The organism is Scandinavium sp. UTDF21-P1B, assembly GCF_040750395.1.
Classification (GTDB): Bacteria; Pseudomonadota; Gammaproteobacteria; order Enterobacterales; family Enterobacteriaceae; genus Scandinavium.
In genome coordinates this window covers 186,153-211,280 of sequence record NZ_JBFLVD010000008.1, presented here as the reverse complement: position 1 = coordinate 211,280, position 25,128 = coordinate 186,153, and the positions used below count along the sequence as shown (strand labels likewise).

Sequence of the window (25,128 nt, the reverse complement as noted above, 5' to 3'; positions counted from 1 at the left end):
GTATCCTTTAATTAATCGACGTTCAGCGCGTCATTGACCAGATCTTGCTGCTGTTTCTGGTGAACGGACATATACCCTACTGCCGGAGAAGCAGAGGCCGGGCGACCTGCGTAACGCAGGGCAGACCCAAATGGAATCACTTCACGTAAGTGATGCTGGCTGCAGTACCAGGCGCCCTGGTTGAGCGGCTCTTCCTGGCACCAGACAAAGTCATGTACGTGAGCATAAGGTTTCAGCGCATCCTGCATCGCCTGATGCGGGAACGGATAAAGCTGCTCGATACGCACGATGGCGACATCTTTCTGATCGTTTTTGCGACGCTGTTCCAGCAGGTCGTAGTAAACCTTACCAGAGCACATGACGACGCGTTTCACCGCCTTCGGATCCAGCTCGTCAATTTCACCGATCGCCGGCTGGAAGGTGCCGTTCGCCAGCTCATCAAGGCTGGAAACCGCCAGCGGATGACGCAGCAGGGATTTCGGTGACATCACCACCAGCGGACGGCGCATTCCGCGCAGCGCCTGACGACGCAGCATGTGGTAAACCTGAGCCGGAGTCGACGGCACGCAAACCTGCATGTTCTGCTCAGCACAGAGTTGCAGATAACGTTCCAGGCGCGCGGAGGAGTGCTCCGGACCCTGCCCTTCGTAGCCGTGCGGCAGCAGCATGGTCAGGCCACACATCCGGCCCCATTTCTGCTCACCGGAGCTGATGAACTGGTCGATAACCACCTGAGCACCGTTGGCGAAGTCGCCGAACTGCGCTTCCCAGATAGTCAGAATGCGCGGTTCTGCGGTGGCGTAGCCGTATTCGAAGGCCAGAACGGCCTCTTCAGACAGCACGGAGTCCCAGACGCGGAACTGACCCTGACCGTTGTGCACGTGCTCAAGCGGGGTATAAGTGGAGCCGTTAACCTGGTTGTGGATAACCGCATGACGGTGGAAGAACGTGCCGCGACCGGCATCTTCACCGGACAGACGCACCGGAATGCCTTCGTCCACCAGCGTTGCGTAAGCCAGCGTTTCTGCGCCGCCCCAGTCGAACAGCTTCTCGCCTGCGGCCATCGCCTGGCGGTCACCGTAGATTTTCGCTACGCGGGACTGCATTTCAACGGCTTCCGGCACGGTGCTGATGCGTTTCGCGAGCTCCTGCAGACGCTTCACTTCCACCTTGTTCGGGTAGCTCTCATCCCACTCGTGGTTGAGGTACGGTGACCAGGTGAAGGAGTGCATGTTCATCGGACGCCACTCTTTCACCACGCATTCACCGGCATCCAGCGCGTCGCGGTAGAGATTGACCATCTCGGTGGCATCTTCCAGCGTTGCCACTTTTTCACTTTCAAGCTTGTCAGCGTAAAGTTTGCGCGGGGTCGGATGCTTTTTGATTTTCTGGTACATCAGCGGCTGGGTTGCGCTTGGCTCGTCGGCTTCGTTATGGCCGTGACGACGGTAGCAAACCAGATCGATGAACACATCGCGTTTGAAGGTGTTACGGAAGTCCAGCGCCAGGCGAGTCACAAACGCCACGGCTTCCGGGTCATCTGCGTTCACGTGGAAGATTGGCGCCATCACCATCTTACCGATATCGGTACAGTACGGCGTGGAGCGCGCATCCAGCGGGTTGGACGTAGTGAAGCCCACCTGATTGTTGATAACGATGCGAACGGTACCGCCCACTTCGTAACCGCGTGCTTTGGACATGTTCAGGGTTTCCTGAACCACGCCCTGGCCCGCCACGGCGGCGTCGCCGTGAATGGTGATTGGCAATACTTTATTGCTGCTTGGCTCTTCCAGACGATCCAGACGGGCGCGTACGGAACCGATAACCACCGGGCTCACGATTTCGAGGTGCGACGGGTTGAACGCCAGCGCCAGGTGAACCAGGCCGCCTTCGGTTTCCATGTCAGACGAGAAGCCCATGTGGTACTTCACGTCGCCGGTGCCGAGGTGTTCTTTATGTTTACCGGCGAATTCATCGAACAGATCCTGCGGTTTTTTACCCAGCACGTTGATCAGCACGTTCAGACGACCGCGGTGCGCCATGCCCAGCACCACTTCACGGGTGCCGCTCTTACCCGCGTGGCGGATAAGTTCTTTCAGCATTGGCACCAGCGCATCGCCGCCTTCCAGCGAGAAGCGTTTCGCACCCGGGAATTTCGCGCCCAGATAACGCTCAAGGCCTTCCGCCGCTGTCAGCTCAGTCAGGAAGCGTTTTTTCTCATCAGCGGTAAAGCTCGCGTGACCGACCACCGATTCGATACGCTGCTGGATCCAGCGCTTCTCTTCCGTGGAGGTAATGTGCATGTATTCCGCGCCGATGGAGCCACCGTAGGTTTGCTTCAGCGCGGCAATCAAATCGCCCAGCTTCATGGTTTCTTTGCCGATGGCAAAAGAGCCCACGTTAAAGCTGTCCTGGAGATCGGCTTCGGTCAGATCGTGGAACGCAGGTTCCAGATCGGCCACAGGATCCTGCTTCCACAGGCCAAGCGGATCGAGGTTCGCGGCCTGATGACCACGGAAACGCCAGGCGTTGATCAGCTGCAGGACTTTTACCTGCTTCGCGTTGGTATCGGGATCGGAAATCGCGGAAGAGTAACGCGAGGCATCCTTCGCCAGACGGCGGAAGTAATCACGCGTTGTGGAATGAAATTGATCGGGTTTGACTCCGGTGCCAGGCAGTTGCTGGAACATGGAACGCCAGTTGGCGTCGACAGAGTCAGGATCGGTTAAGAAGTCTTCATAGAGCTGTTCTATCCAGCTCTGGTTGGAACCAGAGAGGTAAGAAGAGTCCAGCCAGGCTTTCATTGCGCCGTTCTGCATCGTGATCCCTTAAGCATTTTTATGCTTACTTTCGCCGTAGAAACTACCACGCACACCGGGGTACCGGGTCTGCGTGCCGGGGTTCACTTGCGAGCTCTTCTGTTCAGGCCCGCGAAGGAACCTTTAGAAACTGTCTTAGGGCCTGTGCCCTCTCCCCTGCCTTCTCGCCTGAGAAGGGGAAGTACATCGGCAGTTTTTAAAGATTTCCTGCAATTATTTGCCTGATGACGCTCCGCTTATCAGGCCTACAAGGTCCATAACCCGTAGGCCTGATAAGACGTCAGTCGCCATCCGGCAACCACTACAATTTACGCACTGCGCTGCAGCAACATCGATTTGATGTGGCCGATGGCGCGCGTCGGATTCAGCCCTTTCGGACAGACACTGACGCAGTTCATGATGCTGTGACAGCGGAATACGCTGAAAGCGTCACTCAGCCCTTCCAGGCGGTTGTCGGTTTCGGTATCACGGCTGTCGATCAGGAAGCGGTACGCCGCTAACAGACCGGCCGGGCCGATGAACTTATCCGGATTCCACCAGAACGACGGGCAAGAAGTGGAGCAGCAGGCACAGAGAATACACTCGTACAGGCCGTCCAGTTTTTCACGCTGCTCGGGCGACTGTAAATGCTCGCGAGCGGGTGGATTTTGCCCATTATTCAACAGGTAAGGCTTAATCTTCTCATATTGGGCATAGAACTGCCCCATGTCTACCACCAAATCACGCACCACCGGCAACCCCGGCAGAGGGCGAATCACGATTTTCTGCCCTGCGCGCTGCAAAGCGGAAACCGGGGTGATACACGCCAGGCCGTTCTTGCCGTTCATGTTCACGCCATCTGAGCCACAAACGCCTTCGCGGCAGGAGCGGCGGAACGACAGCGTCGGGTCCTGTTCTTTCAGCTGGATCAAAGCATCCAGCAACATCATGTCGCGCCCTTCTTCCGCTTCGAGGGTGTAATCCTGCATGCGCGGAGCGTCATCGACATCCGGGTTATAACGATAAACTGAAAACTCGAGTTTCATCTTCCTGTCTCCGCAATTAGTAGGTACGCACTTTCGGCGGGAATGCCGGACGCAGTTTCGGCTCCATGTTCACCTCACGGCGGGTCATGGTTTCCGTCTGCGGCTGGTACAGACTGTGGCAGAGCCAGTTTTCATCATCGCGATCCGGGAAGTCGAAGCGGCTGTGTGCGCCACGGCTTTCGGTACGGAAGTTTGCCGACACCGCGGTGGCGTATGCGGTTTCCATCAGGTTATCCAGCTCCAGGCACTCGATGCGCTGGGTGTTGAATTCGCTGGAGGTATCGTCCAGACGAGCATTTTTCAGACGCTCGCGGATGGCCTTCAGCTGCTCCAGACCTTTCGCCATCGCATCGCCTTCGCGGAACACCGAGAAGTTATGCTGCATGCATTCCTGCAGCGCTTTGCGGATTTCAACCGGATCTTCGCCGTCGCGGTTGCCGTTCCAGCGGTTGAGACGTTCCAGAGAAACATTCACTTCTTCTTCGGTTGCGTCACGAAGCGTGCCCTGCTCGGCGATAGACTCCTGCAGATGCAGGCCAACAGCACGGCCAAACACCACCAGATCCAGCAGTGAGTTGCCGCCCAGACGGTTCGCACCGTGCACGGATACGCAGGCAATTTCGCCAACCGCGAACAAGCCCGGGATCACCACGTCTTCGCCTTTCTCGTTAACGGTCAGCGCCTGGCCGCTCACTTTGGTCGGAATACCGCCCATCATATAGTGGCAGGTTGGGATAACCGGAATCGGCTCTTTCACCGGATCAACGTGAGCGAAGGTGCGGGAGAGTTCAAGGATGCCCGGCAGGCGGGATTCGAGAACCTCTTTACCCAGATGGTCAAGCTTCAGCTTAGCGTGAGGACCCCACGGGCCGTCACAGCCGCGGCCTTCACGGATTTCGATCATGATGGAACGCGCCACCACGTCACGACCGGCCAGGTCTTTCGCATTCGGCGCGTAACGCTCCATAAAGCGCTCGCCGTGTTTGTTCAGCAGATATCCGCCTTCACCACGGCAGCCTTCTGTTACAAGAACGCCTGCGCCCGCGATACCGGTCGGGTGGAACTGCCACATTTCCATATCCTGCACAGGCACGCCCGCACGGATAGCCATACCAACGCCGTCACCGGTGTTGATGTGCGCGTTGGTGGTGGACTGATAAATGCGGCCTGCACCGCCGGTCGCCAGCACGGTAGCGTTAGCTTTGAAGTAAACCACTTCACCGGTTTCGATGCACAAGGCGGTACAACCGACAACGGCACCATCGGCGTTTTTCACCAGGTCCAGCGCATACCACTCGGAGAAAATCGTGGTGTGGTTTTTCAGGTTCTGCTGGTAAAGCGTGTGCAGCAAAGCGTGACCGGTACGGTCCGCTGCGGCTGCGGTACGTGCCGCCTGCTCACCGCCGAAGTTCTTCGACTGGCCGCCAAACGGACGTTGATAGATGGTGCCATTCTCAAGACGAGAAAACGGCAGGCCCATATGGTCCAGCTCCAGAATCGCTTCCGGACCGGTCTTACACATATATTCGATAGCGTCCTGATCACCGATGTAGTCTGACCCTTTAACGGTGTCATACATGTGCCATTCCCAGTTATCTTCATGGGTATTACCGAGCGCCACGGTGATGCCACCCTGCGCGGAAACGGTATGAGAACGGGTCGGGAAGACTTTAGAGAGCAGCGCACAGGTCTGGCCGCTCTGGGAAATTTGCAGCGCGGCACGCATACCTGCGCCACCTGCGCCGATCACAACAGCATCAAATTCTCTGACTGGCAGTTTCATTACACACCCCACACCACAACAAATCCATAAATGACGTAAACCACCAGCGCCACGACGATAGCGAGCTGCAGCGGCAGGCGAATAGCCAGCGGTTTAACGTAGTCGGTCAACACCTGCCACATGCCGATCCAGGCATGAATCAAGATGGAGAATAAAGCCAGCAGGGTGAAGACTTTGGTGAAAGCGGAAGAGAAGAAACCCGTCCAGACTTCCCAGGTGAGCGAACCGTGGGTCGCGAAGAAACCAACCATGTAGATAATGTACAGAGTCAGAACGATCGCGGTGGCACGTACGAGGATGAAGTCATGTACGCCGTTGCGTCCTAATGCTGAGGCGTTGCTTACCATACGAGGACTCCTGCGAGAAGTGAAAGCACGACAGTAATAACAAAAGAAATATTGGCAGACTTTTTACCTGCTTCGAATGTCTCTTCCAGATAGCCAAAATCCATCATCAGATGGCGAATGCCGACCACGGCGTGATACGCCAGCGCCGTCAGAATGCCCCACATAATGAATTTGACGAAGAAGCCGCTCATGATTGAGCTCGCCGTCTGGAAACCTTCAGGAGAAGAGAGACTGGTGCCCAGTAACCACAACAGGATGCCAACCGCCACAAAAGTGATCACGCCAGAAACGCGGTGGAGGATGGACGCTATCGCCGTTACAGGGAATCGGATCGTTTTCAGATCCAGATTGACAGGTCTTTGTTTTTTCACATTTTTTATCATGAATAACGCCCACATGCTGTTCTTATTGTTTCCTTCCTCCGGTCTGCGTGCGGGTCAGACAGCGTCCTTTCTATAACTGCGCGTCATGTAAAAACTCCATTTCAAGAGCTAAAACGACACATTTCAACGCTGGGTGGCTCGGGATTGCAGGGGTTTCCGGAGACCTGGCGGCAGTATAGGCCGTTCACAAAATCATTACAATTAACCTACATATAGTTTGTCGGGTTTTATGCGGAACAGTGATCAGGGTCACGATAACAACATTATTTTAATTTTTACTCACCTGATTTGACAAATATTAAACATTATTGTTACAACCATCACCTGAAAAGGCATATAATGCGTAAAAGTTATGGGGTCATGCTTTCACCTGACAATAAGTTATGTAACAGTGAGAAAGTATTGACCGATGTAATCTGACAGTGAATAGTGATAGACAGGTTTGAATAATCGGACTGCTAAGACCCTGATTTGCTGTAGTTTCATAGTGCGATGAACGTATGCCCCCGGCGCCCTTTGCTCTGTACCCTGGTTAACCCTCGTGAGCTCGGCGGTGAGCCAAATAACAAACTGGTAACGTCTAACCGCACCCTGAAAGCGAATCCGGCATCCCGCAGTCTTATGCAATAAGGCGCTAAGGAGACCGTAAATGGCTGATACAAAGGCAAAGCTCACTCTCAACGGTGACACTGCTATTGAACTGGACGTGCTAAAAGGTACGCTCGGCGAAGACGTGATTGATATTCGTAGTCTTGGTTCGAAAGGCGTATTTACTTTTGACCCGGGTTTCACCTCCACCGCTTCCTGCGAATCCAAAATCACCTTTATCGACGGTGATGAGGGCATCCTGCTGCACCGCGGCTTCCCTATCGATCAGTTAGCCACTCAGTCTAACTATCTCGAGGTGTGCTACATCCTGCTGAACGGTGAAAAACCGAATCAGGCGCAATACGATGAATTCAAAACCATCGTCACCCGTCACACCATGATCCACGAGCAGATCACCCGTCTGTTCCACGGCTTCCGTCGTGACTCTCACCCAATGGCGGTGATGTGTGGCGTGACCGGCGCGCTGGCAGCGTTCTACCACGACGCGATGGACGTTAATAACCCACGCCACCGTGAAATTGCCGCGTTCCGTCTGCTGTCCAAAATGCCGACCATGGCGGCGATGTGCTACAAATACTCCATCGGCCAGCCATTCGTGTATCCACGCAACGACCTCTCCTACGCGGGCAACTTCCTCAACATGATGTTCTCCACGCCGTGTGAAGAATACGTGGTGAACCCGGTTCTGGAACGCGCTATGGACCGCATTCTTATCCTGCACGCTGACCACGAACAGAACGCTTCAACGTCTACCGTCCGTACAGCAGGCTCTTCAGGTGCTAACCCGTTCGCCTGTATCGCTGCCGGTATCGCTTCCCTGTGGGGGCCGGCGCACGGTGGTGCTAACGAAGCGGCACTGAAGATGCTGGAAGAGATCAGCACCGTTGAGCACATTCCGGAATTCGTCCGTCGTGCGAAAGACAAGAACGATTCGTTCCGTCTGATGGGCTTCGGCCACCGCGTGTACAAAAACTACGACCCGCGTGCCACCGTGATGCGTGAAACCTGCCATGAAGTGCTGAAAGAGCTGGGCACTAAAGATGACCTGCTGCAGGTTGCCATGGAGCTGGAACACATCGCGCTGAACGACCCGTACTTCATCGAGAAGAAACTCTACCCGAACGTGGACTTCTATTCCGGCATCATCCTGAAAGCGATGGGCATTCCGTCCTCTATGTTTACCGTGATCTTCGCGATGGCGCGTACCGTCGGCTGGATTGCACACTGGAACGAAATGCATACCGAAGGCATGAAAATCGCCCGTCCACGCCAGCTGTACACCGGCTATGACAAACGCGAGTTCAGTTCAGACCTGAAGAAGCACTAAGTTTGCATTTAGCAAAATAACTGCCCGGCGGCGCCAAGCTTGCCGGGCCTACAGATTTACTGGAATCTGTTTATTTTGTAGGCCGGGTAAGGCGTAGCTGCCACCCGGCATTTTTATTTCTGGCAGGCAGGACACCAGTAAAACGGTCGTGATGACACCATCGTTCTCTCGATAATCCCACCGCAGCGCTCGCAGGGCTCTCCCTCACGATGGAACACCTTAAAGCGGAACAGCGAGCCATGATGTTTGTTTTCGTCGACCTGCCCACGTGTCTGATACGACAAACGAGGAATAGCCAGCAGCGCATGCGCAAGCCTGTCAATCTGCTGCGCCGTCAGCTCGCTGGCTTTATGCGTCGCCGCCAGTTCGCACTCCCACAGAATTTCCACCCGCAGATAGTTGCCAAGCCCGGCGAGAAAAGCCTGGTCGAGCAGCAATCCGGAAAACTGGCGATTACGGAAAGGTTTCGACAGCAGCCGGGCTTTAACCTCCTCTTCCGTCAGTGACGTATCGAGGACATCCGGCCCGACGCGTTGTAAGAAAGGCTGCGTAGCCAGCTGCTCAGGCGTCAGTATTTCGATATCAGACGCGCTGTAGAGCAGAATCGCTTTCTTCGCAGTTTGCAAACGCACCCGCAATATACGCGTCGTTTGCGGCTCTTCTCCGGCATCCACGACGCGCCAGACGCCGTAAAGCTGATTGTGGCTGTACATCGTCAGCCCGCCAGAAAAGTGCGTCAGCAGCGCCTTACCCCGCGTTTCGATGTGGGTCACGGTTTGCCCCACAAGCTGCACTTCAAACATCTTGAGCGGCGGAAAAGCGAACCATGTTTCGGTGAGGGACTCGCCTTTTATGGCCGCTTCAAGCGTGTCCGCCGCCCGGCGGATCTCCGGTCCTTCCGGCATAACTTGTCCTTATTATTCTCCGTTGAGTCGCCACGCCAGCTGCTCAAAATAACGATGCTGATCGTCGCGCGCTTTCAGTGCTTCTTCGAGAGAGCACTGAACAAAATGTATCGGTCGCCCGAGCGGGATTTGCGCCAGCTGGAACATATCCGCTTCAATAATGCATGCTATACGCGGATAGCCACCTGTAGTCTGCGCGTCATTCATCAGGACGATAGGCTGACCATTGTATGGCACCTGCACCACACCCGGTAACAAACCGTGCGACAACAGTTCGCGATCGGTGGTACGCACCAGCGGCTGTCCTTTCAGACGGTAGCCCATTCGGTTGCTCTGCGGACTGAGTTGCCACGGTGCGCGCCAGAAGTTTTCCTGCGAGGCGGCATCAAACTCATGATATTCCGGCCCCGGCAGCGCGCGAATTCGGTTGCCCCGAAACAGTAATTTCACGCCCTGCGAACCGCTAAACGAGCGTTCTGAAGGAAACACCTTCAGGCTGTCACCATCCTGCAATCGTCGCCCTTCCAGGCCGCCAATCCCCACCTTCAGATCGGTGCTGTACGAACCGAGCACTTTCGGCACGTCAATGCCGCTGGCTACTGCCAGATAGCTGCGAATACCGTACAGCGGATTCTTCATCACCAGCGTTTGCCCGGCCTTGACCGGCAACCGCCAGCCAGCCCAGACCGGCTTGCCATCGAGCGTGGACTCACAGCCTGCCCCGGTCAGCGCAAACCAGCCATCACGGGTAAACTGGACGCTAAACTGGCCGAGCGTAATTTCAATCGCTGCCGCGTTCGGATCGTTCCCCACCAACAGATTGGCGGTCATCAGCGCAGGCTTATCAAGCGCGCCGCAGCGGCTGACGCCCGACTGGCGCAGACCGTAACGCCCACCGTCCTGTACCGAGGTATAAAGCCCGGAGCGAATAATCTTCAGCATACGCCCTCCTTCTGCGGCACAAATCGGACCGTATCACCAGGCCGGAGTAAAACCGGCTCCGGCTGGCTGGCATCAAACAGCGCCAGCGGCGTATGCCCAATCAGCTGCCAGCCGCCGGGCGTGGCGAGCGGGTAAATGCCCGTAAGCTCACCGCCGATTCCCACGCTGCCCGCAGGCACCTCCACGCGTGGCTCCGCCCGGCGCGGCATAGCCAATTGCTCCGGTAAACCGCCGAGATAAGCAAAGCCCGGCTGGAAGCCTAAAAACCACACCACATATTCCTGAGATGAATGGAGCTCCACCACCTGTTTCGGCGTGAGGCCGCAGTGCTCAGCCACCAGGGATAAATCCGGCCCCAGCTTGCCGCCGTACACCACGGGGATATCAATCTGGCGGGAATCGGGTTCCAGCACCTCGCTCTCTTCCCACCAGCGCTGGAGCCGCTCGATGGCATCCAGCGCCAGGTTCTGCGGATTGCGCAGGATGACGGTGATGTTGTTCATTCCCGGAATCGCCTCAAGCACTTCCGGATACTCTGGCAAACGCTGGGTAAGCCGCCAGATACGCTTCTGGCTTTCCAGAGTCACCGGTGGTTCAAGCTCCAGAACGACTGCCGTCTCTCCCAGCAGGTAACAACGCGCTCTCTGCACTTTTTCCCTCTCTCATCAGGCCGGGTTAGGGATATCAATAAAAGTGACATCCAGATCGGTGTTTTCGGTCAGCCATTCACTGAGCGCGCGGATGCCGCCCCGTTCGGTCGCGTGGTGGCCCGCCGCATAAAAGTGCAATCCTTGCTCACGCGCAGAATGGATAGTCTGTTCGGAGACTTCACCGGTAATAAACGCATCAACGCCAAAACGCGCCGCACTGTCGATAAAGCCTTGACCACCACCGGTACACCATGCCACGCGGCTGACTTTGTCCGGCCCGGTATCGCCACACCACAGCGGCTTACGTCCCAGGCGCGCTTCAATCCACGAGGCAAACTCGAGCCCAGAAACCGGCATCGACAGTTCGCCCCACGGCACCAGTTGCTCAATGTCACCTTTAATATTGATGCCAAGCAGAGCGGCCAGCTGGGCGTTATTGCCAAGCTCAGGATGCGCATCCAGCGGTAAATGCCAGCCGTATAAGTTGATGTCATTCGCCAGCAGTGTTTTCAGGCGATTGCGCTTCATGCCGCGAATAACCGGCGACTCGTTTTTCCAGAAATAGCCATGATGGACGATCACTGCATCCGCCTGCTGACGAACGGCTTCGTCGAGCAGCGCCTGGCTTGCAGTAACGCCGGTGACGATTTTGCGGATCTCTTCCCGCCCCTCAACCTGTAACCCGTTTGGGCCATAGTCGCTGAACGCGCCGCTGTTCAGTTTCTCGTTAATCAGTTGTTCCAGTTCACTGTTTTTCATCGTCACTCCAGACTTTATTTCGGTACTGAGGGATACCATAGCCGCCCCGCAGCGATACGTCGATAGCAGGCCTGCGACACATTTCATGCGCCCCGAAACCTAGTCGCAAAAATCGCTTAACGACCCACAGCACAATCGTGTATATTTATGCACCAGGACAGCATATAAATTGAGCTTTCATGCTCAAGACCCATGGATAGCATATAAGAAACGAATAATGCGGAATGATTATCTTCTGCACTTCTGGCAAGACTGAGAGCAACATGAAGACACCATCGTCACAACCACGCGCTATCTACTACGTGGTCGCACTGCAAATCTGGGAATACTTTAGCTTTTACGGGATGCGCGCGCTGCTGATCCTGTATCTCACCAACCAGCTGAAATACAACGACAATCATGCCTATGCGCTCTTCAGCGCCTACTGTTCACTGGTGTATGTGACGCCTATTCTCGGCGGCTGGCTGGCGGATAAGGTCCTCGGCAACCGCATGGCGGTGATGATTGGCGCGTTTCTGATGGCCGTGGGGCATCTGGTGCTGGGCGCCAGTGAGATCTCCTCGCTGTTCCTTTATCTGTCACTGGCGATTATCGTTTGCGGCTACGGTTTGTTTAAATCAAACGTCAGTTGCCTGCTTGGCGAACTGTATGAGCCAACCGATCCGCGCCGTGACGGTGGTTTCTCACTGCTGTATGCAGCAGGTAACGTCGGTTCCATCATCGCGCCTATTGCCTGCGGCTACGTGCAGGAAGAGTACAGCTGGGCAATGGGCTTCGCGCTGGCGGCCATCGGCATGCTTGCGGGCCTGGTGATTTTCCTCTGCGGCAATCGCCACTTCAGCCATACCGTGGGCGTCAACAAAGCGGTGCTGAAAAGCAAAAAAATGGCCGTTCCCGTCTGGGGCTGGCTGCTGGCGCTGCTGGTTGTATCACCAGTCATTATTGCTGTGCTGTTCTGGAAAGAGTGGTCCCTGTATGCGCTGATTGTGGCGACCGTGATTGGCCTGGCGATGCTCGGCAAAATCTATAAGAAAGCCGAGAACCAGAAGCAGCGTAAAGAGCTGGGCCTGATTGTAGTACTGACGTTCTTCAGCCTGTTGTTCTGGGCCTTCGCGCAGCAGGGCGGCAGCTCCATCAGCCTTTACATTGACCGCTTCGTGAATCGCACTATTCTCGGCTACGAAGTCCCGACGGCGATGTTCCAGTCGGTTAACGGCTTTGCGGTGATGATGTGTGGCGTGTTCCTCGCCTGGGTGGTGAAGGAGTCGGTAACGGGCAACCGCGCCGTGCGCATCTGGGGGAAATACGCTTTAGGCCTCGGCCTGATGAGCGCAGGCTTCTGTATTCTGACGCTCAGCGCACGCTGGTCTGAGTCCTACGGCCACTCCTCTATGCCGCTGATGATCATTGGCATGGCGGTGATGGGCTTTGCTGAGCTGTTTATCGATCCGGTGGCGATGGCGCAAATTACGCGAATTGAAATTCCGGGCGTCACCGGCGTGCTGATGGGGATCTATATGCTGCTGTCCGGGGCCATTGCTAACTATGTGGCGGGGGTGATTGCGGATCAAACTTCGCAAAGCGCGTTCGATGCGGCTGGTGCCATCAACTACTCCATCAATGCCTATATCGAAGTGTTCAGCCAGATAACCTGGGGAGCGCTTGCCTGCGTTGCCGCTGTGCTGATTATCTGGCTGGGTCATGCGATGAAAGTCCGCTCCCGCCGTCTGGCGCTGGAGTCCTGAGCTTTTCTGGCGGCCTCATAGGCCGCCAGCGTTTCCTGTCGCGCCTGTTTGTGATCCACCATCGGGCGCGGATAATCCAGCTGAACGCTCTCTTTTTCCGCCCATTTCCACGGTTCGTGAATCGCTTTATCCGGTACAGCTTTCAGTTCAGGCAGCCACTGGCGAATAAACTCTCCATCTTTATCGAAGCGTTCACCCTGGGTCGTTGGGTTGAAGATCCTGAAGTATGGCGCAGCATCGGTGCCCGTTGACGCCGCCCACTGCCAGCCGCCGTTGTTTGCCGCCAGATCGCCATCAATGAGCTGTGACATAAACCAGCGCTCCCCTTCCCGCCAGTCGATAAGCAAATCCTTCACCAGGAAGCTGGCGACGATCATCCGCAGGCGGTTATGCATCCAGCCCGTTTCGTGGAGCTGACGCATTGCCGCATCCACTATCGGATAACCCGTTTTCCCCTGCTGCCAGGCGATCAACGCCTTTTTATCCGGGTTCCAGGCGACGTTGTCGGTCCAGGCGATAAACGGCCTGTGGCGACAAAGCTCAGGATGGAACGTCATCAGATGGCGGTAAAATTCGCGCCAGATAAGTTCGTTAAGCCATACGGCGCCCGGACCGCCTTCCAGCGCCTGAGGACATTCGGCAAGCAAGCGGTGCAGACACTGACGCGGCGAGAGCACGCCGAGCGTCAGGCACGCGGACAAACGACTGGTGCCTTCAATCGCCGGAAAATCTCTTTTCTCTTCATACTCAGCGGCCTGCTGCTGGCAAAAATGCCTCAGTCTGGCGATGGCCTGTTTTTCATCAGCGGCAAACAGACTCGTATCAAACGGAACCTGAGGATAATTAAGCCTGATATCCACCGGTTCAACTGACTTCTCCTCACGTGGTGCAGGAGCCGCAACGCATTCCGGCAACCCCTCTTTCAGTCGACGGAGATACGCATTTTTAAAGGGCGTAAACACTTTGTACATCTGATGATTGCCGGTGATCACGCTGCCAGGTGCAAGCATCACGCTGTCATCAAAGCCCTGGCACGTCACGGTATCCAGCGTTTTCTCCAGCAGCGCATCGCGTTTACGCTCATTGATTTCATACTGATAGTTGTAAAAAAGCTGGCTGACCTGATGCTCGTCACACACCTTTTTCACTTCATCAACCGATGCCGCAAAGTCCTCCGCCTCGCGACAGATCAGCGGAATATTTTTAAGCGCCAGCTGGCTTTGTAGGGCGTTGAGATGCGCCTGTAAAAATGCTGCCTGCCGGGGAGCCATCTCATGCTCAGCCCACTGCTTCGGCGTGGCGACAAACAGGGCGATAACTTTTGCGTGCGGGTGGCGACAGGCGGCAGCCAGCGCCAGATTGTCATGCAGGCGCAAATCGGCGCGAAACCAGACCAGATGGGTGGGCATAATTCTCCGTTAATGTCCGTAACGTAAACGCAAGGCCTCAGGCCACGGGTCGAAGTAGCGCTGACCGGCCAGATAAGCATCAGGAAATTCAGCCATATAGTGTTTTAACAGCGTGACGGGCGCAAGCAAAGGCTGAGTACCCTGCCGGTATTTGTCGATAAGGTTCGCCAGCTCCTGCCGCTGTCGGCTGTTGAGCTGTTTGCGGAAATAGCCCTGCACGTGCATCAGAACGTTAGTGTGATTTCGTCGGGTTGCCGGGTGCGCCATCAGGGTCATCAGGCGCTGACGATATTCAATAAACCACTCATCCATCGACGACCACTCAGCTATTCCCGCCACAAAACGGCCCAGCTCCCGGTAGAGCGGCTGCGAATGCGCCAGCAGCAGGAGCTTATAGCGACTGTGAAAAGCCATCAGTTCGCCGCGCGTCAGCCCGCGTTCGCGAAGCGCGTTAAGTTCATGCAATGCATAAATGCGTTCCACAAAGTTCTCGCGAAGCAGAGGATCCTGCAATCGTCCGTCTTCTTCCACCGGCAGCCACGGAAAGGTCTGCATCAGCATTTCGGTATACAGCCCACGGCCCGCTTTACGGTTGTTTTTTCCGTCTGCGTCGTAGACCCGAACGCGCTCCATTCCGCAACTGGGGGAATTTTTACAGACGATGTAGCCGCACAGGTTTTCGAAACGAGCGATACGTTTACGGGTAAAGTCGCTCATTGCCGCGGTCAGATCACCTTCGCGCCCGTCGCTGAATAAGAGATGCATTTCAGCATGCTCATCCTTGACCAGCCGCAACGCTGGCCGGGGAACCGGTAGCCCAATGGCCATTTCCGGACACACCGGTTCAAACGTCACCCACGGGCTCAGTTCGTCCACGGCAAAATTCAGGCGCTTGTGGCCGCCATCGAAACGAACCTTCTCGCCCAATAAACAGGCGCTGATGCCTACCGGGATCTTCTCACTCATACAACACTCCTTTCAGGCATATAGATAAAGTGTAGACGCCAGAATGTAAAAAAGGCCGCACGAGGCGGCCTGGAAGATACTTGACCAGCGCGTAATCTGACGACACAACCTGAACGAGTTGTTGGTCTGCCGTGAGCATCAACGTGCCAGTAACAATGAACACTACGCAAAGATAGCGTTTCATCATGCGGTCCTTGCAAAGGGCCGCTTCACCGCATTACCACCGGTGACAATCCGGTGAATACAAGTTCCCGGGTAGGAACTTTGCGGTCACAAAAACACCTTCCCTGAAACCGGTGCCTGTTTGCGAGACAGCGGGAAGGGCCATCGCTATCATAATGCTTTTCCCACCACAGATAAGGCTGGACAAGGTAGTTTAGGAATATATCAAGATGGCATGCCTTGACGAGCTTTTCAAAGAAGCCCAAAATCGAACCTCCAGGGTAGGAACTAAAAGTATTCCCAACGGACCGCGAATCCTGAGGGCATAAAAAAACCGCCACGTTTAACGTTGGCGGTTTTTTTATGTTCAGAAATCGGCTTCTGGCTTAGTAGAAATCGCAGGTCGCTTTCTCTGCCTGATCCATCCACACCGGTTTTTCACTGGTTTTCGACCAGACGCGGTGCAGGTAGCTGTAAAAACGCCCGCGATCTTTCCAGAACAGCATCACTGGCAGTGCCACAATGCCCGCCACAACGGCGAAAGCTCGACGCATCAATACAACATGTGCAGGAAACTCTTTGTACATAATCTCTCTCCCCTTTCATGGCCGGCAATCGAGGCCGGTAAATGTGATCTGCTTAAAAGAATACCGTTCTGCGTGTAATTTTACTACTCATCCGACCACTTTTTTTAGGCCGTTTAGTGCTTATTTACACTCTTAATCGTAATTTGGTTACATAAAAGTTAAATTAATACTAACCATTAGTTAATTAATGGCTTTAACCCATTTTTATATTTTTTTTACACTCCGCCTTTCGTTTTTTGCGAAATCTTTGCATCGAAAAACCTACCGTTGCTGCACATCATTAAACACCTGGAGGTGGACTGTGAGTGCAGGCGTGCTAACCGGCATCGTGCTGGTTTTCCTGTTACTGGGCTATCTGGTTTATGCCCTGATCAATGCGGAGGCTTTCTGATGGCTGCGCAGGCTTTTTTACTGATAGCCAGTTTTTTACTGGTGCTTTTCCTTCTGGCAAAACCACTGGGCTCGCTTCTGGCGATGCTTATCGCTAACACCTCTCTTCCTGGCACCGTCACCGTTGAAAAAGGCCTCTGGCGGATACTGGGCGTCTCTTCGCAAGAGATGAACTGGCGGCAGTACCTGGTTGCCATTTTGTGGCTCAACATTGCAGGCTTCTTCCTGCTGTTTGCGATGCTAATGTTGCAAGGTTCGCTTCCGCTAAATCCGCAGAAACTCCCCGGTCTGTCGTGGGATCTGGCGATGAACACGGCCATCAGCTTTGTTTCAAATACCAACTGGCAGGCCTACAGCGGCGAAAGCACCCTGAGCTACTTCAGCCAGATGAGCGGACTTGCGGCGCAGAACTTCCTCTCAGCTGCTACCGGGATCGCCGTCGTGTTCGCCTTGATCCGCGGATTCGCCCGCCACAGCACCGACAAACTCGGCAACGCCTGGATGGACATCGTCCGCGTGACGCTGTGGATCCTGCTGCCGCTTTCCTTACTGATTGCGCTGTTTATGATCCAGCAGGGCACATTGCAAAACCTCCTGCCGTATCAGCATTTCACCTCACTTGAGGGCGCGAAAGGGTTGCTGCCGATGGGGCCTGTCGCCTCTCAGGAAGCGATCAAAATGCTCGGCACCAACGGCGGCGGTTTCTTTAACGCCAACTCCAGCCATCCGTTTGAAAACCCGACTGCCTTAACCAACGCCGTGCAAATGCTGGCGATTTTCCTCATCCCCGCGGCGCTCTGTTTCGCCTTCGGTGAGGCGGTGAACGACAAACGTCAGGGCCGCGCCATTTTGTGGGCGATGTCGGTAATTTTTGTGGTTTGCGTGGTGGTGGTGATGTGGGCTGAGCTCAAAGGCAACCCGCATTTCCTGAGCCTGGGCGCTGACAGCGCGGCCAATATGGAGGGCAAAGAGAGCCGTTTCGGCATCCTGCAAAGCAGCCTGTTTGCAGTCATCACCACGGCAGCCTCCTGCGGTGCGGTTAACGCAATGCACGACTCCTTCACCGCCCTCGGTGGAATGGTGCCGATGTGGCTGATGCAGATTGGTGAAGTCGTGTTCGGCGGCGTGGGTTCAGGGCTGTACGGCATGCTGCTGTTCGTTCTGCTGGCGGTGTTTATCGCCGGGCTGATGATTGGCCGTACGCCGGAATATCTCGGTAAAAAAATCGATGTGCGTGAAATGAAAATGACGGCGCTGGCGATCCTCATCACCCCAGCCCTGGTGCTGCTCGGCACGGCGCTCGCCATGATGACCGAAGCCGGACGCGCCGGGATGTTCAACCCGGGTATTCACGGCTTTAGCGAAGTGCTTTACGCCGTCTCGTCTGCCGCCAACAACAACGGCAGCGCCTTTGCGGGCCTGAGTGCTAACACGCCGTTCTGGAACTGCCTGCTGGCGTTCTGCATGTTCGTTGGCCGCTTTGGCGTAATTATTCCGGTTATGGCGATTGCCGGTTCATTAGTCAGCAAGAAAATTCAGCCCGCCAGCCCCGGCACGCTGCCGACCTGTGGCCCGCTGTTCGTCGGCCTGCTGATTGGCACCGTGATTTTAGTCGGCGCCCTGACCTTTATTCCTGCCCTGGCGCTAGGCCCGGTCGCAGAACATCTCTCTTCTTTATAAGCACGCTGGAGACACGTTTTATGAGTCGCAAGCAAACGGCAATTTTTGAACCGGCCCTGGTTCGCCCGGCCCTGCTGGATGCCGTGAAAAAACTGAGTCCAGCCGTTCAGTGGCACAACCCGGTGATGTTTATCGTCTGGCTGGGCAGCGTGCTGACCACCCTGCTCGCCGTGGCGATGGCGATAGGGAAACTGCCCGGCAGCGCGGGCTTCACTGCCGCAATCAGCGTCTGGCTTTGGTTTACCGTGCTGTTCGCCAACTTTGCCGAAGCGCTGGCGGAAGGTCGCAGTAAGGCTCAGGCCAACAGCCTGAAAGGGATCCAGAAAACCTCCTTCGCCCGCAAGCTGCGCGAGCCCAAATACGGGGCGCAGGTGGATCATATTCCGGCTGACGATCTGCGCAAGGGCGACATCGTCCTGGTGGAAGCAGGCGATATTATCCCTTGCGACGGCGAAGTGATTGAAGGCGGTGCTTCCGTAGACGAAAGCGCGATCACCGGGGAGTCCGCCCCGGTTATTCGCGAATCCGGCGGTGATTTCGCCTCGGTCACCGGCGGGACGCGCATTCTCTCCGACTGGCTGGTTATCCAGTGCAGCGTCAACCCGGGCGAAACCTTCCTCGACAGGATGATTGCGATGGTGGAAGGCGCACAGCGTCGTAAAACCCCCAACGAAATCGCCCTGACCATTCTGCTGGTCGCGCTGACCATCGTGTTCCTGCTGGCAACCGCTACGCTGTGGCCATTCTCCGCCTATGGCGGCGCAGCGGTCAGCGTTACGGTACTGGTGGCGCTGCTGGTATGCCTGATCCCGACCACCATTGGCGGCCTGCTGTCCGCCATCGGCGTGGCCGGGATGAGCCGGATGCTCGGTGCCAACGTGATTGCCACCAGCGGACGCGCCGTGGAAGCGGCGGGCGATATCGACGTGCTGCTGCTCGATAAAACCGGCACCATCACCCTCGGCAACCGTCAGGCATCTGAGTTTTTACCTGCCCCTGGCGTGGATGAGAAAACGCTGGCAGATGCCGCCCAGCTGGCGTCACTGGCGGATGAAACGCCGGAAGGCCGCAGCATTGTGATTCTGGCCAAGCAGCGTTTCAACCTCCGCGTTCGCGACGTTCAGGAGCTGCAGGCGACGTTCGTACCGTTCACCGCCCAGACTCGCATGAGCGGCATCAACATTCACGATCGTTCAATCCGTAAAGGTTCTGTCGATGCGATTCGTCGCCACGTAGAGGCCAATAACGGCCACTTCCCTGCGCCGGTAGATGCGCTGGTCGAAAGCGTAGCACGCCTGGGCGGAACGCCGCTTGTCGTGGTTGAAGGTGCAACGGTGCTGGGCGTCATTGCCCTGAAGGATATCGTCAAAGGCGGTATCAAAGAGCGCTTCGCCCAGTTGCGCAAGATGGGCATCAAAACGGTCATGATCACCGGTGACAACCGCCTGACCGCCGCCGCCATTGCCGCCGAAGCGGGCGTGGATGATTTCCTTGCGGAAGCCACGCCGGAAGCCAAGCTGGCGCTTATCCGTCAGTATCAGGCTGAAGGTCGCCTGGTGGCGATGACCGGTGACGGCACCAACGATGCGCCCGCGCTGGCGCAGGCCGACGTGGCGGTCGCAATGAACTCGGGTACGCAGGCCGCGAAGGAAGCGGGGAATATGGTCGACCTCGACTCCAACCCGACCAAGCTGATTGAGGTGGTGCATATTGGCAAACAGATGCTGATGACCCGCGGCTCGCTGACCACCTTCAGTATTTCCAACGACGTGGCGAAGTATTTCGCCATTATCCCGGCAGCCTTTGCTGCCACCTATCCACAGCTCAATGCGCTGAACGTGATGCATCTGCACTCCCCCGCCTCGGCCATCCTGAGCGCGGTGATCTTCAATGCCCTGATCATCGTGTTTCTGATCCCGCTGGCGCTGAAGGGCGTGAGCTATAAACCGCTGTCGGCAGCGGCAATGCTGCGTCGCAACCTGTGGATTTATGGCCTCGGTGGCCTGCTGGTGCCGTTCATCGGCATTAAAGTGATTGACCTTCTGCTGACGCTGTTCGGTCTGGTTTAAGAGGAAATAAACATGGCAACTTTACGCCCTGCTCTGGTCGTGCTGATCTTTCTGACCCTGATAACCGGCGGCGTTTATCCGCTATTGACGACGGCGCTCGGACAATGGTGGTTTCACGACCAGGCGAATGGCTCACTGATTTTGCAGAGTAATGAGATACGCGGTTCGCGCCTGATTGGTCAGCCGTTTTCTGCCCCAGGTTATTTTCACGGCCGCCCTTCCGCCACCGCCAATAGCCCCTATAATCCAGAAGCGTCCGGCGGCAGCAATCTGGCGGGCAGCAATCCCGAGCTGGATAAAGCGGTGGCCGCACGCGTGGCGCAGCTGCGTGAGGAGAATCCGCAGGCTGACGCAAAAGTACCCGTCGAGCTGGTAACAACCTCCGCGAGCGGGCTGGATTACAGCCTGACGCCGCAGGCCGTCATCTGGCAAATCCCGCGCGTAGCGAAGGCACGAAACCTCTCCGTCGAAGCGCTGACGAAGCTGGTCGAAGAGCGCACGCAGCAGCCGCTGGTAAACTTTATCGGTCAGCCTGTGGTGAACATTGTTGAACTGAATATGGCGCTGGATGGCCTGAATCAACCCTAAGGATTGAGCATGACCGACGAGCCCTTGCGCCCGGACCCCGACCGCCTGCTGGAGCAATCTGCCGGCTGGCATCGGGGTAAACTGAAAGTCTTTTTCGGCGCCTGCGCGGGCGTCGGGAAAACCTACGCTATGCTCAGCGAGGCGCAGCGCTTGCGGGCGCAGGGGCTCGATATCCTGGTTGGCGTGGTGGAAACCCACGGTCGGCAAGAAACCGCCGCCCAGCTTAACGGCCTCGCCACCCAACCGCGAAAACGCATTCACTCTCGCGGCAGGCAGATAGAAGAGTTCGATCTTGATGCCGCCCTCGCCCGTCGACCTGCCTTAATTCTGATGGACGAGCTGGCTCATACCAATGCGCCAGGCTCGCGTCATCCCAAACGCTGGCAGGACGTGGACGAACTGCTCGAAGCCGGGATCGACGTGTTCACCACCGTTAACGTTCAGCATCTCGAAAGCCTGAATGACGTGGTGAGCGGCGTCACCGGTATTAAGGTGCGTGAAACCGTTCCCGATCCCTTTTTCGATTCTGCCGACGAAGTCGTGCTGGTCGACCTGCCGCCGGATGATCTGCGTCAGCGCCTCCATGAAGGCAAGGTGTACATCGCAGGTCAGGCCGAACGGGCGATTGAGCACTTCTTCCGTAAAGGCAACCTGATCGCCCTGCGTGAACTGGCGCTGAGACGGACAGCTGACCGCGTGGACAATCAGATGCGCGCCTGGCGCGACAGGCAGGGCGAGGAAAAAGTCTGGCATACCCGCGATGCCATTCTGCTGTGCGTCGGGCATAGCGGCGGGAATGAAAAACTGGTTCGCACCGCTGCGCGTCTGGCCGCCAAGTTTGGCACGGCCTGGCACGCAGTGTATGTCGAAACGCCCGGTCTTCACCGTTTGCCTGAAAACCAACGGCGCAATATTCTGTCGGCTTTACGTCTGGCTCAGGAATTAGGCGCAGAAACCGCCACTCTCTCCGACCCGGCAGAAGACAAAGCCATTCTGCGCTATGCCCGCGAACACAACCTCGGCAAAATCATTATTGGCCGCCGCAGCCAGCGCCGCTGGTGGAGTCGTGAATCCTTTGCCGACAGGCTCGCCCGCCGCGCCCCGGATCTCGATCTGGTGATCGTCGCGCTGGAAGAGAATGCAACCGGCAACACTGCCCGCAGCACGGACAGCCGTCCGTGGTTAGACCGTTGGCGCGTACAGCTTCGCGGCTGCGTCGTTGCCGTAGCGCTCTGTGCTTTCATCACCCTGTTCGCCAGCCATTTCATGATGGCGTTTGAAGCCGCTAACCTGGTGATGATCTACCTGCTGGGCGTGGTTATCGTGGCGCTGTTTTACGGACGCTGGCCGTCTGTGCTGGCGACCATTCTCAACGTCATCAGCTTTGATCTGTTCTTTGTCGCCCCACGCGGCACGCTCGCCGTGTCCGACGTGCAGTACATCCTGACCTTCGGCGTGATGCTGACCGTCGGGCTGGTGATCGGTAATCTGACCGCCGGAGTACGCTACCAGGCCCGCGTGGCACGCTATCGGGAACAGCGCACTCGGCATCTGTATGAGATGTCGAAGGCGCTGGCAACCGGGCGTACGCAGCTGGATATCGCCCGCACCAGCGAACAATTTATTCATTCCACCTTTCATGCCCGTAGCCAGGTCCTGTTGCCCAATGCTGAAGGCCATCTTCACGGCCTGACCGACGGCGACGGCATCACGCCATGGGATGAAGCCATTGCCCGCTGGAGCTTCGACAAAGGCCAGCCCGCGGGTGCAGGCACCGACACACTGCCTGGCGTGCCTTACCTGATCCTGCCGCTAAAAACAGCGGAAAAAACGCACGGCGTGGTGGTGGTGGAACCGGGCAACCTGCGCCAGCTGATGATCCCCGAACAGCAGCGCCTGCTGGAAACCTGTACGCTGCTGGTCGCCAGCGCCCTAGAGCGTCTCGCGCTGACCGCCAGTGAAGAACAATCCCGCCTGGCGAGTGAACGGGAAAGCCTCCGCAACTCCCTGCTGGCGGCACTTTCTCACGACCTGCGCACGCCGCTGACCGTTCTGTTCGGCCAGGCAGAAATACTGACTCTCGACCTGGCGACGGAAGGTTCAAAGCACGCACCCCAGGCCAATGAAATTCGCCAGCACGTGCTCAACACTACCCGCCTGGTGAATAACCTGCTGGATATGGCGCGTATTCAGTCCGGCGGCTTCAATCTGCGCCGGGAGTGGCTCACGCTGGAGGAAGTCGTCGGCAGCGCTATCCGTACCCTCGAGATGGGGCTTGGCGGTCGTCATATCGAGCTGGCGCTTGGCAACCCGCTCACCCTGATTCACGTTGACGGCTCCCTGTTTGAACGCGTGCTGATCAATCTGCTGGAAAATGCGGTGAAGTATGCCGGCCCTTCCGCCACCATCGGCATTTCCGCAAAGGCTCAACCGGCACTGTTGCAGCTTGAGGTCTGGGATTCCGGCCCTGGCATCCCCGCTGGTCAGGAACAGGCAATCTTTGCTAAATTCTCCAGAGGCCACAAAGAGTCGGCCATTCCGGGCGTCGGGCTCGGACTGGCGATTTGTCAGGCTATCGTCGACGTGCACGGCGGCGAGCTGAGCGCACATAATCGCCCGGAAGGCGGGGCAAGCTTTGTCATCACGCTGCCACTGGACGCGCCCCCGGAACTGGATGAACTTCCCGAGGAACTGTGATTAACGTACTGATCGTTGAAGATGAACAGGCTATTCGTCGCTTTCTGCGCAGCGCGCTGGAGGGCGACGGCCTGCGGGTTTTTGAGGCGGAAACGCTGCAACGTGGCCTGCTGGAAGCCGCCACGCGCAAGCCGGACCTGGTCATTCTGGATTTAGGCTTACCGGACGGCGACGGCATCGAGTTCATCCGTGATTTTCGCCAGTGGAGCCAGGTGCCGGTCATTGTCCTTTCCGCCCGCGCTGAAGAAACCGATAAAATCACCGCGCTGGATGCCGGCGCTGATGACTACCTCAGTAAACCGTTCGGCATTGGCGAATTGCAGGCCCGACTGCGCGTCGCTCTGCGCCGCCACGGCAGCGCGGAACAGCAGCAGCCGGAGATTGCATTTGCTGATATTCAGGTCGATCTGGTTAATCGCCGCATAGTGCGGGGCAGCGAAGAGATTCACCTGACGCCCATCGAATTTCGCCTGCTGGCAGTGCTGCTGAACAACCACGGAAAAGTGCTCACCCAGCGCCAGCTGCTGAGCCAGGTCTGGGGCCCAAACGCCGTGGAGCACAGCCACTATCTGCGGATATATATGGGGCATTTACGCCAGAAGCTGGAGGCCGACCCGGCAAGGCCAAAGCATCTTCTCACTGAAACCGGGATTGGGTACCGGTTTATGCTTTAATTTTTCTGCTTATTTTATCTGATACCGTGAATAGTTATTCACGGTATCAATTCGCTCATCTAACTTTATTCCCCCTCTGATTCACTCCGCCATTTGGATATTATTTCCGTCGTAAATTATATTCACGAATAAAACACACACAATCCATTTACAACAAATAAACAAATCAGCATTTAATCCCAACAACATCCGATAATAGCAGCATATCTTGCCGCTTTATTCACTTAATGGTGATCGCCTTCACAGAATCCTTTTCGTTTGCAGATAAACTACCTGCGCTTTCACACATTTATGAAGGTATTTATTATGGAAAACAATAACCGAATTATGCCGCACATCCGGCGAACAACGCATATTATGATGTTTGCCCACCGCAATAGCTTCGACTTTCACTTCTTTAACGCCCGATAGTCTTCTGACGTCGGGCGCTCAGCATACAGGTCTTTCCTGACTCCCTGAACCGACAGGCTTTTTCCTGCCGCTCGCTGCGCTCACCCTGATAAACCCTGCATTTCCGGCAACCGGGCCGGAGGGATTTATATTATCCGAATATGTCCTGCCCTGATTTTATTATCAGCGGACAGCTATGGCTTATTCACCGGAGCATTCAGT

At 56.3% G+C, this 25,128-nt stretch carries 22 protein-coding genes; 10 read left to right on the top strand and 12 right to left on the bottom strand.

The genetic code is table 11. The annotated features are described in order from the left end of the window. Positions 1-11: 11 nt before the first annotated feature. The 5 genes from sucA to sdhC all read right to left on the bottom strand — a co-directional run bounded on the left by sucA (position 12) and on the right by sdhC (position 6,372). Complete coding sequence (gene sucA / locus AB1287_RS04920) at positions 12-2,819, bottom strand: 2-oxoglutarate dehydrogenase E1 component (protein WP_435617122.1); 2,808 nt, start codon at positions 2,817-2,819, stop codon at positions 12-14. 308 nt (positions 2,820-3,127) lie between these two features. Next, on the bottom strand, positions 3,128-3,844 hold the full coding sequence (locus AB1287_RS04915) for a succinate dehydrogenase iron-sulfur subunit (protein WP_435617121.1): 717 nt from the start codon (positions 3,842-3,844) through the stop codon (positions 3,128-3,130). Between the two features lie 16 nt (positions 3,845-3,860). Continuing rightward, positions 3,861-5,627, bottom strand: coding sequence for a succinate dehydrogenase flavoprotein subunit (gene sdhA, locus AB1287_RS04910; RefSeq protein WP_312629162.1), 1,767 nt, complete (start codon positions 5,625-5,627; stop codon positions 3,861-3,863). Next, positions 5,627-5,974: a succinate dehydrogenase membrane anchor subunit gene (sdhD, locus tag AB1287_RS04905; protein ID WP_110510095.1), complete on the bottom strand. Its 348-nt coding sequence runs from the start codon at positions 5,972-5,974 to the stop codon at positions 5,627-5,629. Before sdhD ends, sdhA begins: the two co-directional genes overlap by 1 nt. Then, entirely contained in the window at positions 5,968-6,372 is a 405-nt protein-coding gene (sdhC, locus tag AB1287_RS04900) for a succinate dehydrogenase cytochrome b556 subunit (RefSeq protein WP_435617120.1), read from the bottom strand. Before sdhC ends, sdhD begins: the two co-directional genes overlap by 7 nt. A gap of 324 nt (positions 6,373-6,696) precedes the next feature. Between sdhC and AB1287_RS22450 the strand changes: the two genes are divergently transcribed. After that, positions 6,697-6,777 (top strand): hypothetical protein, encoded by an 81-nt coding sequence (locus AB1287_RS22450; protein ID WP_436799820.1) that lies wholly within the window; start codon positions 6,697-6,699, stop codon positions 6,775-6,777. 229 nt (positions 6,778-7,006) lie between these two features. Beyond that, positions 7,007-8,293 carry a citrate synthase gene (locus AB1287_RS04895; RefSeq protein WP_312629170.1) on the top strand — a complete coding sequence of 429 codons (1,287 nt, stop codon included), beginning with the start codon at positions 7,007-7,009 and terminating at the stop codon, positions 8,291-8,293. Between the two features lie 113 nt (positions 8,294-8,406). On the opposite strand, the gene nei is transcribed toward AB1287_RS04895, so the two are convergent. Genes nei through AB1287_RS04875 form a run of 4 tightly spaced genes read right to left on the bottom strand, consistent with a single transcriptional unit; the run spans position 8,407 to position 11,549 of the window. Next, entirely contained in the window at positions 8,407-9,198 is a 792-nt protein-coding gene (gene nei / locus AB1287_RS04890) for an endonuclease VIII (protein ID WP_312629171.1), read from the bottom strand. Positions 9,199-9,210: 12 nt separating this feature from the next. Then, on the bottom strand, positions 9,211-10,140 hold the full coding sequence (gene pxpC / locus AB1287_RS04885) for a 5-oxoprolinase subunit PxpC (protein WP_435617119.1): 930 nt from the start codon (positions 10,138-10,140) through the stop codon (positions 9,211-9,213). Then, positions 10,134-10,790 carry a 5-oxoprolinase subunit PxpB gene (pxpB, locus tag AB1287_RS04880; protein WP_312629173.1) on the bottom strand — a complete coding sequence of 219 codons (657 nt, stop codon included), beginning with the start codon at positions 10,788-10,790 and terminating at the stop codon, positions 10,134-10,136. The genes pxpC and pxpB overlap by 7 nt, the downstream gene beginning before the upstream one ends. Before the next feature lie 15 nt (positions 10,791-10,805). Then, on the bottom strand, positions 10,806-11,549 hold the full coding sequence (locus tag AB1287_RS04875) for a type 2 GTP cyclohydrolase I (RefSeq protein WP_312629174.1): 744 nt from the start codon (positions 11,547-11,549) through the stop codon (positions 10,806-10,808). Positions 11,550-11,812: 263 nt separating this feature from the next. Between AB1287_RS04875 and dtpD the strand changes: the two genes are divergently transcribed. Next, positions 11,813-13,294: a dipeptide permease DtpD gene (gene dtpD, locus AB1287_RS04870; RefSeq protein WP_435617118.1), complete on the top strand. Its 1,482-nt coding sequence runs from the start codon at positions 11,813-11,815 to the stop codon at positions 13,292-13,294. On the opposite strand, the gene phrB is transcribed toward dtpD, so the two are convergent. The 3 genes from phrB to AB1287_RS04855 all read right to left on the bottom strand — a co-directional run bounded on the left by phrB (position 13,249) and on the right by AB1287_RS04855 (position 16,418). Next, positions 13,249-14,703 carry a deoxyribodipyrimidine photo-lyase gene (gene phrB / locus AB1287_RS04865; RefSeq protein WP_435617117.1) on the bottom strand — a complete coding sequence of 485 codons (1,455 nt, stop codon included), beginning with the start codon at positions 14,701-14,703 and terminating at the stop codon, positions 13,249-13,251. The genes dtpD and phrB overlap by 46 nt on opposite strands. A gap of 9 nt (positions 14,704-14,712) precedes the next feature. Next, entirely contained in the window at positions 14,713-15,669 is a 957-nt protein-coding gene (locus AB1287_RS04860) for a YbgA family protein (protein ID WP_435617116.1), read from the bottom strand. A 548-nt stretch (positions 15,670-16,217) separates the two neighbouring features. Further along, a complete protein-coding gene (locus AB1287_RS04855; RefSeq protein WP_312629179.1) occupies positions 16,218-16,418 on the bottom strand; it encodes a YbfA family protein in 201 nt (66 codons plus the stop codon). A gap of 301 nt (positions 16,419-16,719) precedes the next feature. Between AB1287_RS04855 and kdpF the strand changes: the two genes are divergently transcribed. From kdpF to speFL, 7 genes are all read left to right on the top strand, one after another. Beyond that, positions 16,720-16,809: a K(+)-transporting ATPase subunit F gene (gene kdpF, locus AB1287_RS04850; protein WP_110510103.1), complete on the top strand. Its 90-nt coding sequence runs from the start codon at positions 16,720-16,722 to the stop codon at positions 16,807-16,809. Then, complete coding sequence (gene kdpA / locus AB1287_RS04845) at positions 16,809-18,488, top strand: potassium-transporting ATPase subunit KdpA (protein ID WP_435617115.1); 1,680 nt, start codon at positions 16,809-16,811, stop codon at positions 18,486-18,488. Before kdpF ends, kdpA begins: the two co-directional genes overlap by 1 nt. Before the next feature lie 20 nt (positions 18,489-18,508). Beyond that, positions 18,509-20,557, top strand: a complete 2,049-nt coding sequence (gene kdpB, locus AB1287_RS04840) for a potassium-transporting ATPase subunit KdpB (protein ID WP_435617114.1) — start codon at positions 18,509-18,511, stop codon at positions 20,555-20,557. A gap of 12 nt (positions 20,558-20,569) precedes the next feature. Then, a complete protein-coding gene (gene kdpC / locus AB1287_RS04835; protein WP_435617113.1) occupies positions 20,570-21,145 on the top strand; it encodes a potassium-transporting ATPase subunit KdpC in 576 nt (191 codons plus the stop codon). Positions 21,146-21,154: 9 nt separating this feature from the next. Then, positions 21,155-23,842: a two-component system sensor histidine kinase KdpD gene (gene kdpD, locus AB1287_RS04830; protein ID WP_435617112.1), complete on the top strand. Its 2,688-nt coding sequence runs from the start codon at positions 21,155-21,157 to the stop codon at positions 23,840-23,842. Further along, positions 23,839-24,516 carry a two-component system response regulator KdpE gene (kdpE, locus tag AB1287_RS04825; RefSeq protein WP_435617111.1) on the top strand — a complete coding sequence of 226 codons (678 nt, stop codon included), beginning with the start codon at positions 23,839-23,841 and terminating at the stop codon, positions 24,514-24,516. The genes kdpD and kdpE overlap by 4 nt, the downstream gene beginning before the upstream one ends. A 306-nt stretch (positions 24,517-24,822) precedes the next feature. Next, positions 24,823-24,927 carry a leader peptide SpeFL gene (gene speFL, locus AB1287_RS04820; protein WP_116480921.1) on the top strand — a complete coding sequence of 35 codons (105 nt, stop codon included), beginning with the start codon at positions 24,823-24,825 and terminating at the stop codon, positions 24,925-24,927. Positions 24,928-25,128: the final 201 nt, after the last annotated feature.

Bases quoted from the DNA above. Each gene is read 5' to 3' on its own strand.
- sucA (WP_435617122.1), bottom strand. From the start codon at position 2,819: ATGCAGAACGGCGCAATGAAAGCCTGGCTGGACTCTTCTTACCTCTCT.
- AB1287_RS04915 (WP_435617121.1), bottom strand. From the start codon at position 3,844: ATGAAACTCGAGTTTTCAGTTTATCGTTATAACCCGGATGTCGATGAC.
- sdhA (WP_312629162.1), bottom strand. From the start codon at position 5,627: ATGAAACTGCCAGTCAGAGAATTTGATGCTGTTGTGATCGGCGCAGGT.
- sdhD (WP_110510095.1), bottom strand. From the start codon at position 5,974: ATGGTAAGCAACGCCTCAGCATTAGGACGCAACGGCGTACATGACTTC.
- sdhC (WP_435617120.1), bottom strand. From the start codon at position 6,372: ATGTGGGCGTTATTCATGATAAAAAATGTGAAAAAACAAAGACCTGTC.
- AB1287_RS22450 (WP_436799820.1), top strand. From the start codon at position 6,697: ATGCGTAAAAGTTATGGGGTCATGCTTTCACCTGACAATAAGTTATGT.
- AB1287_RS04895 (WP_312629170.1), top strand. From the start codon at position 7,007: ATGGCTGATACAAAGGCAAAGCTCACTCTCAACGGTGACACTGCTATT.
- nei (WP_312629171.1), bottom strand. From the start codon at position 9,198: ATGCCGGAAGGACCGGAGATCCGCCGGGCGGCGGACACGCTTGAAGCG.
- pxpC (WP_435617119.1), bottom strand. From the start codon at position 10,140: ATGCTGAAGATTATTCGCTCCGGGCTTTATACCTCGGTACAGGACGGT.
- AB1287_RS04875 (WP_312629174.1), bottom strand. From the start codon at position 11,549: ATGAAAAACAGTGAACTGGAACAACTGATTAACGAGAAACTGAACAGC.
- dtpD (WP_435617118.1), top strand. From the start codon at position 11,813: ATGAAGACACCATCGTCACAACCACGCGCTATCTACTACGTGGTCGCA.
- phrB (WP_435617117.1), bottom strand. From the start codon at position 14,703: ATGCCCACCCATCTGGTCTGGTTTCGCGCCGATTTGCGCCTGCATGAC.
- AB1287_RS04860 (WP_435617116.1), bottom strand. From the start codon at position 15,669: ATGAGTGAGAAGATCCCGGTAGGCATCAGCGCCTGTTTATTGGGCGAG.
- AB1287_RS04855 (WP_312629179.1), bottom strand. From the start codon at position 16,418: ATGTACAAAGAGTTTCCTGCACATGTTGTATTGATGCGTCGAGCTTTC.
- kdpA (WP_435617115.1), top strand. From the start codon at position 16,809: ATGGCTGCGCAGGCTTTTTTACTGATAGCCAGTTTTTTACTGGTGCTT.
- kdpB (WP_435617114.1), top strand. From the start codon at position 18,509: ATGAGTCGCAAGCAAACGGCAATTTTTGAACCGGCCCTGGTTCGCCCG.
- kdpC (WP_435617113.1), top strand. From the start codon at position 20,570: ATGGCAACTTTACGCCCTGCTCTGGTCGTGCTGATCTTTCTGACCCTG.
- kdpD (WP_435617112.1), top strand. From the start codon at position 21,155: ATGACCGACGAGCCCTTGCGCCCGGACCCCGACCGCCTGCTGGAGCAA.
- speFL (WP_116480921.1), top strand. From the start codon at position 24,823: ATGGAAAACAATAACCGAATTATGCCGCACATCCGGCGAACAACGCAT.